Source organism: Streptomyces sporangiiformans, assembly GCF_005768555.2.
Taxonomy (GTDB): domain Bacteria; phylum Actinomycetota; class Actinomycetes; order Streptomycetales; family Streptomycetaceae; genus Streptomyces; species Streptomyces sporangiiformans.
The window spans coordinates 1-12,092 of the sequence record NZ_VCHX02000349.1 but is presented as its reverse complement, the minus strand read 5'-3'; the positions used below and the strand labels follow the sequence as shown (position 1 = coordinate 12,092).

The 12,092-nt window shown below is 69.6% G+C and carries 13 protein-coding genes; 10 read left to right on the top strand and 3 right to left on the bottom strand.

From position 1 onward, the window contains the following. Positions 1-84: 84 nt before the first annotated feature. Positions 85-1,416 carry an aminotransferase class I/II-fold pyridoxal phosphate-dependent enzyme gene (locus FGD71_RS45490; RefSeq protein WP_119106498.1) on the top strand — a complete coding sequence of 444 codons (1,332 nt, stop codon included), beginning with the start codon at positions 85-87 and terminating at the stop codon, positions 1,414-1,416. Here the strand turns inward: FGD71_RS45490 and FGD71_RS45485 are convergent. Continuing rightward, complete coding sequence (locus FGD71_RS45485; RefSeq protein ID WP_119106497.1) at positions 1,407-2,561, bottom strand: DMT family transporter; 1,155 nt, start codon at positions 2,559-2,561, stop codon at positions 1,407-1,409. The genes FGD71_RS45490 and FGD71_RS45485 overlap by 10 nt on opposite strands. Positions 2,562-2,599: 38 nt before the next feature. On the opposite strand from FGD71_RS45485, the gene FGD71_RS45480 reads away from it, so the two are divergent. Beyond that, the gene (locus FGD71_RS45480) at positions 2,600-3,502 is read left to right on the top strand and encodes a LysR family transcriptional regulator (RefSeq protein WP_119106496.1); all 903 of its coding nucleotides are present in this window, start codon (positions 2,600-2,602) and stop codon (positions 3,500-3,502) included. Positions 3,503-3,516: 14 nt separating this feature from the next. Here the strand turns inward: FGD71_RS45480 and FGD71_RS45475 are convergent, their stop codons facing one another. Continuing rightward, on the bottom strand, positions 3,517-3,984 hold the full coding sequence (locus FGD71_RS45475; protein ID WP_119106495.1) for a pyridoxamine 5'-phosphate oxidase family protein: 468 nt from the start codon (positions 3,982-3,984) through the stop codon (positions 3,517-3,519). A 146-nt stretch (positions 3,985-4,130) separates the two neighbouring features. Between FGD71_RS45475 and FGD71_RS45470 the strand changes: the two genes are divergently transcribed. Then, positions 4,131-4,775 (top strand): isochorismatase family protein, encoded by a 645-nt coding sequence (locus FGD71_RS45470; RefSeq protein ID WP_119106494.1) that lies wholly within the window; start codon positions 4,131-4,133, stop codon positions 4,773-4,775. Here the strand turns inward: FGD71_RS45470 and FGD71_RS45465 are convergent. Next, entirely contained in the window at positions 4,768-5,244 is a 477-nt protein-coding gene (locus FGD71_RS45465) for a Rieske (2Fe-2S) protein (protein WP_119106493.1), read from the bottom strand. The genes FGD71_RS45470 and FGD71_RS45465 overlap by 8 nt on opposite strands. Before the next feature lie 256 nt (positions 5,245-5,500). Here FGD71_RS45465 and FGD71_RS45460 point away from each other — a divergent pair, with 256 nt between their 5' ends. From FGD71_RS45460 to FGD71_RS45430, 7 genes are all read left to right on the top strand, one after another. Continuing rightward, positions 5,501-6,322, top strand: coding sequence for a HipA family kinase (locus FGD71_RS45460; RefSeq protein WP_119106492.1), 822 nt, complete (start codon positions 5,501-5,503; stop codon positions 6,320-6,322). Beyond that, complete coding sequence (locus tag FGD71_RS45455) at positions 6,319-6,702, top strand: DUF3037 domain-containing protein (protein ID WP_119106491.1); 384 nt, start codon at positions 6,319-6,321, stop codon at positions 6,700-6,702. Before FGD71_RS45460 ends, FGD71_RS45455 begins: the two co-directional genes overlap by 4 nt. Positions 6,703-6,841: 139 nt before the next feature. Further along, on the top strand, positions 6,842-7,603 hold the full coding sequence (gene fabG, locus FGD71_RS45450; RefSeq protein WP_119106490.1) for a 3-oxoacyl-ACP reductase FabG: 762 nt from the start codon (positions 6,842-6,844) through the stop codon (positions 7,601-7,603). Positions 7,604-7,619: 16 nt separating this feature from the next. Then, positions 7,620-8,378, top strand: a complete 759-nt coding sequence (locus tag FGD71_RS45445; protein WP_119106489.1) for an SDR family oxidoreductase — start codon at positions 7,620-7,622, stop codon at positions 8,376-8,378. A gap of 215 nt (positions 8,379-8,593) precedes the next feature. Next, positions 8,594-10,171 (top strand): ABC transporter substrate-binding protein, encoded by a 1,578-nt coding sequence (locus FGD71_RS45440; RefSeq protein ID WP_119106488.1) that lies wholly within the window; start codon positions 8,594-8,596, stop codon positions 10,169-10,171. A 131-nt stretch (positions 10,172-10,302) separates the two neighbouring features. After that, positions 10,303-10,986, top strand: coding sequence for a uracil-DNA glycosylase (locus FGD71_RS45435; protein ID WP_119106487.1), 684 nt, complete (start codon positions 10,303-10,305; stop codon positions 10,984-10,986). A 213-nt stretch (positions 10,987-11,199) separates the two neighbouring features. Continuing rightward, positions 11,200-11,700, top strand: coding sequence for a tetratricopeptide repeat protein (locus FGD71_RS45430; RefSeq protein WP_119106539.1), 501 nt, complete (start codon positions 11,200-11,202; stop codon positions 11,698-11,700). Positions 11,701-12,092 lie beyond the last annotated feature (392 nt).

The following is a 12,092-nucleotide window of genomic DNA, read 5'->3' as shown; positions in this document are numbered from 1 at the left end:
TGTGCCGCTCGTGATCGCCGTGCGGGGCTTGGGTTTCTTGACCGCGCTTGCCTCTCGCTATTGCACTAGTGCATAATCTGCTTTGTGCTAGGAGAGTATCGGATCGAGGGAAAGCGCGCAGCCGAGATTGCGGCGAGCGTCGAGCGCGCGGTGGGCTCCGGAGGGCTGGAGCCCGGTCAACTTCTGCCGCCCATGCGGGAGTTGGCGGTGCAGCTGGGGGTGAATCCCAATACCGTCGCGGCCGCGTATCGCACGCTGCGCGAGCGCGGGGTCATCGAGACCGCGGGCCGGCGCGGCAGCCGCGTACGCCCCAAGCCGGCCACGACGGCCCGTGAGGTCTCGCGTCTGGACGTGCCGCCCGGGGTCCGGAACCTGTCCGACGGCAACCCGGATCCGGCACTGCTGCCCGCGCTCGCCGAGGCGTTCGCGGCGGCAGCCGCGCACACGGACCGTGAACCGGTGCTCTACGGCGAGGCCGCCGTGGAACCGGAGTTGGCGCGGCTGGCGCGCGCGGACCTGGACGCGGACGGAGTGCCGGACGGGCCGGTCACCGTCACCTCCGGTTCCCTCGACGCCATCGAGCGCGTGCTGGCAGCCCACCTGCGGCCCGGGGACGCGATCGCCGTCGAGGATCCCGGCTGGCGCAGCCTGCTCGACCTGGCCCCGGCGCTCGGGCTGCGGACGGTCCCGGTGGGTGTCGACGACGAGGGGCCACTGCCCGACGACGTACGGCGCGCGCTGCGGGCGGGGGCCCGTGCGTTGATCGTCACCGACCGCGCGCAGAACCCGACCGGCGCAGCCGTGAGCGCCACGCGCGCGCGTGCCCTGCGCTCCGTACTGAAGGAGCACCCGCAGACCCTGCTCATCGAGGACGACCACGGCCACCGCATCGTCGATCTGCCATTGCATCCGCTCGCCGGTGTCACCCGGCACTGGGCCTTCGTACGCTCGGTCGCCAAGGCGTACGGGCCCGACCTGCGGCTCGCCGTGTTCACCGGCGATCCCGTCACCGCCGACCGTGTCCAGGGGCGGCAGCGACTGGGGCCGGGGTGGGTGAGCCGGCTGCTGCAGCGGGCCGTTGTGCGGTTGTGGGCGAGCGGTGCGGTGGACGTTCGGGTGGTGGCGGCGGCGTACGGGCGGCGGCGTGACGCACTGATCGGCGCGCTCGCCGAGCGCGGTGTCCCGGCGTACGGGCGCAGCGGGATGAATGTGTGGGTGCCCGTCCCGGACGAGACCGGGGCCGTCGCGCGGCTGCTGCACTCCGGCTGGGCCGTCGCTCCGGGGGCCGTCTTCAGGGTGAGCGCGCCGCCCGGCCTGCGGATCACCGTCTCGACGCTCGCACCGCCGGACATCGCGCCGCTGGCGGACGCGGTCGCGTCCGCCGTGGGTCCGGTGCCCGCGCGTCGTTATATGTGAGCGGAGCCGCCCGAGGTGTCGGCCTCGGAAACCATGGTCCCGGAAGAAGCCTTGGTCTCTGCGGACTTGGTCTCTGCGGCCCTGGTCTCGGCGGCCTCGGTCTCGGAAGTCTTGGCCGTGGACGCCTTGGGCCTGGACTGGGTGAGTGCCGCACCCGCCAGGACGATGATCGCGCCCACCGGCGTCGACCAGGTCAGGGACTCACCGAGGATCGCGACGCCCGCGGCGGTGGCGATGACCGGGATGAAGTACGTGACCATCTGCGCTGTCGTCGGACCGACCTCGGCGACCAGGCCGTACTGGAGGAGGACGGCGAGACCGGTGCCGAGCGTGCCCAGCGCGACGATCGCGAGGAGCGGTCCCACCGGGAGGCTCCCCGGCAGTGCGGTGAACAGCGGGGTGACGAAGGCCAGTTGGACCGTGGCGAGGAGTAACTGGGCGCCCGTCAGTGAGAGGTTGGAGTAGCTGGAGCCGGCCAGCGTGCGGCGGACGTATATCCAGCCGATCGGGTAGCTGAGCGAGGCCAGCAGGGCCATCGCCGTTCCCTTGGCGTCAAGGCCGTCGAATCCCTGCCACGCTCCGAGCACCGTCAGCACTCCGAGGAAGCCGATGCCGAGGCCGGCGACCCGGCGCCGGGTGGGCCGGTCCTCGGAGAGCGCGACCAGCGACAGGGCCATGCCCCACAGCGGCGAGGTCGCGTTGCATATCCCTGCCAGCGTCGAGGGGATCGTCAGCTCGGAGTACGCGAACAGTGAGAACGGCAGGGCATTGAGGAGGAAAGCCGCGACCGTCAGATGCCCCCAGGCCCGAGCCCCGCGCGGCAGTCGCTCCCGCTTCCAGGCCATCGCGCCCGCGAGCACCAAGGTGCCGAACAGGAGGCGGCCCAGGGTGACTTGGAAGGGTGCGTACCCCTGTGTGCCGACCTTGATGAGCAGGAAGCTGAAGCCCCAGATCAGGGAGAGAACGCCGAAGCGGACGCGCCAGTCGAGGACGAGGGGTCGATCGGGGACGCGCCGGTCGGGGACGTGCCGGCCGGAGGTACGAGGGGGCTTCGCTGCGGGGATGCCGGGCGGGGCCTGAGGAGTGCGGTGGCTGGCGGCGGCGCTCATGGTGATCACGATGACGCAGACATTCTCGTAGCACAAGCGAGATTTTCCGTCCGTCATCTCGTAGCATTGCTTACATGTTGAACCTGGAGCGCCTGCGTACCCTCGACGCCCTCGCCCGGCATGGCTCGGTGAGCGGGGCGGCCGAGGGGTTGCACGTCACGACCTCGGCCGTCTCCCAGCAGATGTCCAAGCTGGAGCGGGAAGTGGGGCAGCGGCTCGTCGCCAGGAACGGGCGGGGTGTACGGCTCACCGACGCGGGGCGATTGCTTGCCGACCATGCCGCGCGCATCCTGTCGCAGGTCGAGCTGGCTCAGTCCGATCTGGAGGCGCAGCGCGGGCAGGTGGTGGGGGAGTTGCGGCTCGCCGCGTTTCCGACCGCCGCGCGCGGGCTGTTCCCCGCGGCGCTCCCCGCGCTGTGCGCCGACCACCCGGCCCTGCGGGTCCGCTCACGGGAGCTGGAGCCCGCGGAGTCCGTTGCCGGGGTGATCCGCGGCGACCTGGACCTGGCCGTCGTGCTCGACTGGTACAACAAGCCGCTGCCCGTGCCCGAGGGGCTCGTCAAGGCCTCGCTCCTCGACGACGCCGCGGATGTGGCGATGCCCGCCGGGCATCCGCTCGCCGGCCGGGCCGAGGTGGATCTGGAGGAGTTCGCGGACGACGAGTGGATCACCTGGGGCGAGGGTGAGTTCTGCCACGAGTGGCTGCTCTTCACTCTGCGCGCCAAGGGCTTCGAGCCGGTCGTCGCACATCGCGCCGAGGAGCATCACACCCAGCTCGCGCTGGTCGCGGCCGGGTTGGGCGTGTGTGTCGCGCCCCGACTCGGACGCGATCCACTGCCGGCCGGCGTACGGACCGTCCCGGTACGCCACCGCGTCCGCCGGCATGTGTACGCAGTGTGGCGCGCGGACGCCGACCGTCGCCCGTCGATCCGGGCGGCGGTCGAGGCGCTGCGTACGGCGGGGGCGGCGGTCAAGTAGCCGCCCACCCGCCGTCAAAGGGAGGCAAGCTTGCGGAAGTCCCACGACGCCACGGCCTGCGGTGTCAGCCGGATCCACGCGTGGCGGCCGTCGTGCGGCATCTCGTCCATGTCGAAGTTCTTGCGGGCGAACAGCCGCTCCGGCGCGTCAAGTTCGGGACAGGGCTCGCCCGTGCGGGGTGCCTCGCCGACGAATTCGACGGTGCCGAAGAGTTCGGCGCCCCGAAGCTCGCCGTACTCCTCGCCCGTGTCGACGACGACGGCGATACGGGGGTCGCGCCGCAGGTCGGCCCAGCGTTTGCTGCGGGTGATCGAGTACAGCCAGAGCGAGCTGCCGTCCCAGGCGAACCAGAGGGTGCTCAGATGCGGGGCGCCGTCGGCCGATACGGTCGCGACGCGGCAGGTGCGCTGGGTGGTCAGGAACTCGTCCAGCTCGCCGGGCGTCATCATGATCTTTCGGCCCCGGCGCTGAGTGACGGTCATACGTCGCCTCTTTCCGACTCGGCGTCAGACTTTTCTGACTCGGCGTCAGAAAGAGCATGGGCCAGCCTTCCACCCCCGCGCAATGGTGGCTACGCTCGCCGGCCATCGCCGACCAGGTGCGCAGCACACCCGCGACAGGGGGAGCCATGCCGTCGTACGAAGAGCTCAGCGAACTGCTCGACCCCGCGACCACGGTCCTGCTGACCGTCGAGTGTCAGCAGGGCGTCGTAGGCCCGGACAGCGCACTGCCCGAACTCGCCGAGGAGGCAAGGGCGTCGGGTGCGCTCGCCCGAGTGGCCCGGCTGGTCGCCGCGGCCCACGAGAGTGGAGTCCAGGTGATCCACGCCGTCGCCGAGCGGCGCCTCGACGGGCGGGGTGCCAACCACAATGCCCGGCTGTTCCGCGCGGCCGAACGGCTGCCGGTGCAGCAACTGTCGGGGACCTCGGCGGTGCGCGTCGCACCGCCCATCGAGGTCGCGGACGAGGATCTCGTGGTGCGCCGCCTGCACGGCCTGTCGCCGATCGCCGGCACCGACGTCGACGCGCTGCTGCGCAACCTGCGTTGCCGCACACTGATCGTGACCGGCGTCTCGGCCAACGTGGCCATCCCCAATGCCGTCTTCGACGCCGTCAACCGCGGTTACACCGCCGTCGTACCCAGGGACGCCATCGCGGGGGTGCCCTCCGACTACACCCCCGCGATGGTCCGTAACACGCTCGCCCTGGTGGCCACCGTCACGACGACCGACGAGGTGCTGGCCTGTTTCAAGCGTCCGCGCGGGATCACATGAGCATGATCGAGTCCCCGTCGACCATGATCTTCTCCTCGGTCAGCCCACTGGTCGCGGGCCCCTTCTTGACGCCGCCGTCCGTGGCGCTGAACTGGCTGCCGTGGGCGGGGCAGGTGATGACGCCGTTGTCGACCTTGTTCACGCGCTGCTTCGCGTGCGGGCACACCGTCGAGTAGGCCTTGAACTCGCCGGCCGTCGGCTGCGTGACGACCACGCCCTTGTCGGCGAAGACCTTGCCGCCACCCTCTGGAATGTCGCTGGTCTTGGCCAGCGCTTCGCCGCTGGAGCCGCCGGAGGAGCCGGATGAGCTCGACGAGCCCGATGAACCGGACGAGCCGGACGAGCCGGAGGAACTGTCGTCGGAGCTCCCGCATGCGGTCAGCGTGGCGGCGACACCGGCCGCGCCGAGCGCCGCCAAGAGGGAGCGACGACAGAGCGTCGGTTCAGGCTGAAGCGATTCGCTGGACATAGTGGCGGTCCCTTCCACAGATGTGCAGATGCGCGTAGGTGCGAACGTGCGTGCGTTGATCCAGTTGATCCGACAGGGGGTACGGGTTCTTCGTTCGCGTGGTTCAGGTCGTTCGGTAGTTCAGTGACTTCTTGACGAAAACGAGATCCAGCCGGAGCAGGTGTCTATCACGCCATCCTGTGTGATCAGGTGGTTCGCCGCTCGGTGCGGCGGGTGATCGGGGAACCAACGGGGAACGTCCCAGTAACCTGGGGCGATGCTCAAGGAAGTCAGCGCGACCCGCTACATCTCGCCTTTGCGTGAGGGCGGCTCGCTGCCGGGGCTCGTCGAAGCGGACGATCTCGGAATGTACGTCATGAAGTTCAGCGGCGCCGGCCAGGGGCGGAAGACCCTCATCGCGGAGGTCGTCTGCGGTGAACTCGCCCGCCGCCTGGGCCTGCGCGTCCCCGGACTGGTCACGATCGGGCTCGATCCGGTCATCGGACTCGGCGAACCGGACCAGGAAGTGCAGGAGCTGCTCAAGTCGAGCGGTGGGCTGAACTTCGGAATGGACTTCCTCTCACGGGCGATCGGCTTCGACGCCCTCGCGCATCGGGTGAGCCCGGAAGAAGCCGGGAAGATCGTCTGGTTCGACGCGCTGGTCAACAATGTCGACCGATCGTGGCGGAACCCCAACATGCTTGTCCGGCAAGGCGATCTATGGCTCATCGACCACGGCGCCACCATGATCTGGCACCACAACTGGCCCGGCGCGCAGGCCTCCGCCGCCAGGCCCTACGACGCCTCCGACCACGCCCTCGCGCCCTTCGGCCCGGACGTCGACTCCGCCGCCGCGGAGCTGGCGCCCCTGGTCACCGAGGAACTGCTCGCCGAGGTGACCGCCGAGATCCCCGAACCGTGGCTGGCGGACGAGCCGGGATTCGACTCGGCCGACGAACTCCGGCGCGCGTATGTGCGGCCGCTGTTGGCGCGTGCCGCCACCATTCACGAGCGCATCGAACTCAGCGAGATCAGCGAGATTCACCAGACCCGCGAGATCCAAGGGACCCGCGAGATCCGCGAGGAGGGGGCGGAGTGAGCGGGCGTGACGTCTATGAGTACGCGCTGCTGCGCGTGGTGCCGCGCGTCGAACGGGGGGAGTGCTTCAACGCGGGCGTGCTCGTGTACTGCCGCGCGCAGTCCTTCGTGGCCGCGCGTACGCATCTCGACGAGGTCAAACTCCGGGCGCTCGACCCGGAGGCGGACGTGTCCGGTGTGCTGGCCGCGCTGCGTGCCGTCGAGGGCGTCTGCATCGGCGGCGCGGCGGCGGGTCAGGCGGCGCGCGACGATGCCGGACGGCGCTTCCGCTGGCTGATCGCGCCCCGCTCGACGGTCGTCCAGCCGGGTCCTGTGCACACTGGACTCACCGCGGATCCCGCGGCCGAGGTTGAGCGGCTTCTGGACCTGCTGGTGCGGTGATGGATCACACCTGTGCGTTGTGCCGTTGACACCGCGTGCCAGGGCTTCTAGCGTCACGTCTGCTGAGGGTACTAAGCGGTCGCTCACCTGAAGGGCGTACCGTGGGCCGCAGGCTTTTCAAGGGCGAGGAGAACCAGCAATGTCCACCACAGAGCAGCGCGTCGCCGTAGTCACGGGTGCCGCGCGTGGCATCGGCGCCGCGACCGCCGTACGACTGGCCGCCGAGGGGCGGGCCGTCGCGGTGATCGATCTCGACGAGGCCGCGTGCAAGGACACCGTGGAGAAGATCACCTCCGCCGGCGGCAAGGCGATCGCGGTCGGCTGCGACGTGTCCGACGAGGCCCAGGTCGAGGCCGCCGTGACGCGGATCGCCGAGGAGCTCGGAGCGCCGACGATCCTGGTGAACAACGCGGGCGTGCTCCGCGACAACCTCCTCTTCAAGATGAGCGCCTCCGACTGGGACACGGTCATGAACGTGCATCTGCGCGGCGCCTTCCTGATGACGCGCGCCGTCCAGAAGTACATGGTGGACGCCAAGTTCGGCCGGGTCGTCAACCTCTCCTCGTCCTCGGCGCTCGGCAACCGCGGCCAGGTCAACTACTCCGCCGCCAAGGCCGGTCTGCAGGGCTTCACCAAGACGCTCGCCCACGAGCTCGGCAAGTTCGGCGTCACCGCGAACGCCGTCGCGCCCGGCTTCATCGTCACCGAGATGACCAAGGCCACCGCGGACCGGGTCGGCATGGGCTTCGAGGAGTTCCAGGCCGCGGCCGCGACCCAGATCCCGGTGCAGCGTGTCGGCAGGCCGGACGACGTCGCGGGCGCGATCGCCTTCTTCACGGGCGACGACGCCGGATTCGTCTCCGGCCAGGTGCTGTACGTTGCCGGTGGACCCCTCAACTAGGCCGGGGGAAAGAGACATGACCGCTGTGGAACTCTCGGGCAAGGTCGCGCTCATCACCGGCGCGAGCCGCGGTATCGGCTACGGGGCCGCCGAGGCGCTCGTCGCCCGCGGTGACCGTGTGTGCATCACCGGCCGCAACGAGGAAGCGCTGAAGGAAGCCGTCGAGAAGCTCGGCGCCGACCGCGTCATCGGTGTCGCGGGCAAGGCTCACGACGAGGCCCACCAGGCCGCCGCCGTCGAGCGCACGATGGAGGCGTTCGGCCGCGTCGACTTCCTGGTCAACAACGCCGGTACGAACCCGGTCTTCGGGCCGATCGCCGAGCTGGACCTCAATGTCGCGCGCAAGGTGTTCGAGACCAACGTCATCTCGGCGCTCGGCTTCGCCCAGCAGACGTGGAAGGCCTGGCAGAGCGAGAACGGCGGTGCGATCGTCAACATCTCCTCCGTCGCCGGCGTCTCGGCCTCGCCCTTCATCGCCGCGTACGGCATCAGCAAGGCCGCCATGATCAACCTGACCGTGCAGCTGGCGCACGAGTTCGCGCCCAAGGTGCGGGTCAACGCGATCGCCCCGGCCGTGGTCAAGACCCAGTTCGCCAAGGCTCTGTACGAGGGCCGCGAGGAGGAGGCGGCCGCGGCCTACCCGCTCGGCCGGCTCGGTGTGCCGTCGGACATCGGGGGCGCCGCCGCGTTCCTCACCTCGGAGCAGTCGGACTGGATCACCGGGCAGACGCTTGTCGTCGACGGCGGGATTTTTCTCAACGCCGGGGTCGGCTGAGCGGAGTCCGTGTCATCGGGCTTCGACTGACGAAAATTCGCATTCTTCGGGAAAAGTTCCGCACAGTTTCCCAATAAAGAACCCGTAAACGAAAAATTTCTCACAGAAGACATCGCTGCATGTCAAGTGCCCCGCCGGCCTTTCTGGTTCGACCGGCGGGGCACTGCGGTATCGTCTGGCCACCCTTGTGGTATGGCCGATCGAGGAGCGTGCGCGTGTTCAAGCGGGACAGATACCTGCGTCAGCTGGGGGCGATCACGTCCATAGCCCTGGTCGCCGGATGCGGTCTCTTCTCCGGCTCCTCCGACGACGGGGCACCGATCGTCGTGGGAACGACCAGCGCGCCCAGCACACTGGATCCGGCGGCCTCCTGGGACAGCTCGTGGGAGTTGTTCCGCAATGTCCACCAGACCCTGCTGAACTTCCCCGCCGGCGCGTCCGTGCCCGAGCCCGACGCCGCCGAGAGCTGCGAGTTCACGGACAGCACGAGCGAGGTGTACAGCTGCAAGCTGCGCGAGGGCCTGCAGTTCTCCGACGGACACACGCTGGACGCGCAGGCCGTCAAGTACTCCATCGACCGGATCAAGAAGATCAACGTCAACGGCGGCCCCGCGGGTCTGCTGGGCAGTCTCTCCCGGGTGCAGGTGAAGAACGACCGTGAGATCGTCTTCCACCTCAACCAGCCCGACGCCACCTTCCCCTTTGTCCTGTCCACCCCCGCCATGTCGATCGTGGACCCCGAGGAGTACCCCGCGGACGCGCTCCGCACGGACGGCAAGATCAGCGGCTCGGGGCCGTACAACCTGGAGTCCTACGAGGACGGCAAACAGGCGAAGCTCGTCCGCAACAGCAAGTACAAGGGCCTCGCGGACCGCAAGAACAGCGCGGTCACCATCCGCTACTTCCATGACTCGTCCAAGCTGGTCAAGGCCCTCAGGGACAAGCAGATCGACGTCATCTACCGCGGTCTCAGCGCCTCGGACGTCGTGGACATCCAGGGCCACGAAGAAGAGCAGAAGCTCCAGCTCGTCGAGAGCCCCACCACCGAGATCAGCTACCTGGTGTTCAATCCCAAGTACTCGTGGTCCAGGAACCCCGCGGTCCGCAGGGCGGTCGCCCAGGTCATCGACCGCGGGGCACTCGCCCACAACGTCTACAAGGACACCGTCGAGCCGCTGTACTCCATGATCCCCAAGGGGCTCGTCGGCCACACCACGGGCTTCTTCGACACCTTCGGACAGCCCAGCGCGGGCAAGGCCAAGGAGATCCTCGAGAAAGCGGGCATCACCGAACGCGTCCCGCTCACCCTCTGGTACACCACCGACCGCTACGGCTCCCAGACCAAGCCGGCCTTCGAGGAGCTGAAGCGCCAGCTCGAGGCCTCCGACCTGTTCACCGTCAAGCTCAAGAGCCGCCCCTGGAAGAAGTACGCGCCGGGCTACCAGAAGGGCGAGTACCCGGTGTTCGGGCGCGGCTGGAACCCCGACTTCCCCGACGCCGACAACTTCATCGCACCCTTCGTGGGCAAGCAGAACGCGCTCGGCACCCCGTACGACGCACCCGAGATCACGGACAAGCTGCTGCCCGACTCGCGCCAGCAGAGCGACCGCGGGGCTGTGTCCAAGGATTTCGAGGAGGCTCAGCAGATCTTCGTGGACGACGCCCGGCTGCTGCCGCTGTGGCAGGGCAAGTCGCACGTGGCCGCGAACGAGGAGATCGCCGGTGCCGAGAACTCCATCGACCCGGCGACGATGATGACAATGTGGGAGCTGTACTGGAAGACCAGCTGGTAACCCTGCCCTCGGGCCGGTCTGTCAGTGGTCGCCTGTAGGTTCTGTGCCCTGACGGCGGCCGCGCCTAGCGCGGCCGCCCATGGCCGCGCGCTCTGCGGCCGTGAAGTGAGCGCACACCGGAGGAAGTTCACGTGACCGACACCGCCATGCTGCCCGAGTCCTGGCGCGGCGTTCTGGGCGAAGAGCTGCAGAAGCCCTACTTCAAGGAGCTCACCGAGTTCGTCGAGCAGGAGCGAGAGCAGGGTCCCGTATACCCTCCGCGCGAGGAGGTCTTCGCCGCGCTCGACGCGACGCCGTACGAGCGGGTGAAGGTCCTGATCCTCGGGCAGGACCCGTACCACGGCGAAGGCCAGGGCCATGGCCTGTGCTTCTCGGTCCGCCCAGGTGTGAAGACCCCGCCGTCGCTGCGCAACATCTACAAGGAGATGCAGGACGAGCTCGGCCACCCCGTGCCGGACAACGGCTATCTGATGCCGTGGGCCGAACAGGGCGTCCTGCTGCTCAACGCGGTGCTGACGGTCCGGGCCGGTGAGGCCAACTCGCACAAGGGCAAGGGCTGGGAGAAGGTGACGGACGCGGTGATCCGGGCGGTGGCCGCCCGGCCCGACCCGGCGGTGTTCGTGCTGTGGGGCAACTACGCCCAGAAGAAGCTCCCGCTGATCGACGAGGGACGGCACGCCGTGGTCAAGGGCGCACACCCCTCACCGCTCTCCGCCAAGAAGTTCTTCGGCTCGCGTCCGTTCACGCAGATCAACGAGGCGATCGCCCGGCAGGGCCACGCCCCGATCGACTGGCGGATCCCGAATCTGGGCTGACGCGAGCGCGAAGGCGAGCGTGGACGCGTCCGCGAAAGCGACCGTGAACGCGAGCGTGGACACGTCCCCGCCCGGCTCGGTGGTTCCGGGCCGGGTGGCCCGTCACCGGCCTGGCCCAGCGGTGTACGGAGCCGCCTGACCGGGATTGTCAGTGCCTGCCGTTAGCGTCGAGAACGGGTGGGAACGGTCGGCGGGACGAGCGCGGAGGACTCGGTGGCGGAGCGACAGGAACAGGCGGCGGACGCCGTGATGACCAGGATCGGTCAGGCCGTCATGCTCCTCCACGGCGGTGACCGCGAGGAGGCCCGGGGCCGCTTCCTGGACCTGTGGTCGGAGATCGGCGACGACGGCGCCCCGCTGCACCGGTGCACGCTCGCGCACTACATGGCCGACACGCAGGACGACCCCTCGGACGAACTCGCGTGGGACCTGCGCGCTCTGTCGGCAGCCGAGGAACGCACCGAGCTCCACCAGGGCCAGTCGCTCGCGCTCCGCGCCTTGTACCCGTCGCTGCATCTGAACCTCGCCGCCGACTACGACAAACTCGGCCGCACCGACGCCGCCCGCAACCACCTGCTCCAGGCCCGCGGCGCGGTGGGCGCCCTGACCGACGACGGCTACGGCGACGGGGTCCGGGCGGCGATCGGGCGGCTGGAGCTGAGACTGAACGAAGCACCGCCGAGCGAGTCGACGGGCTCCGCCCCGGACCGGTGAAGAGGCCGGCCACGGCCCGCGGGCCCGCACGAGAGTCCCACGGCCCGTGGCCGGCCCGTGGGTGGCTGCACGGGGAGCCGCATGGCCCGGAGGTCCTGTACGGGTCCCGGCCCGTGGACCCGCGCGGAAGGGACCACGGGCCGGGGTGGCGAACCCGGCCGTGGGGATCAACGGCTCTGGGCGTCCTCGCAGATGAGCGCCTCAGGGCTGTCCGGCCTCCAGCCGCCGTACTTTCGGCCCAGGGCACATACGTCCGTGGACGTGGGGCCGGTGTGGGGCGGGGGGCCCGGGATCGTGCGCGGCCCAGGGCGTTGGGGCTTCTGGGACTGCGGTGGGGCTGCGGGAGTGCGGCGCTGGGGGGTGGCCGGGGGCGGGGACGTCGCCGGGCGGGG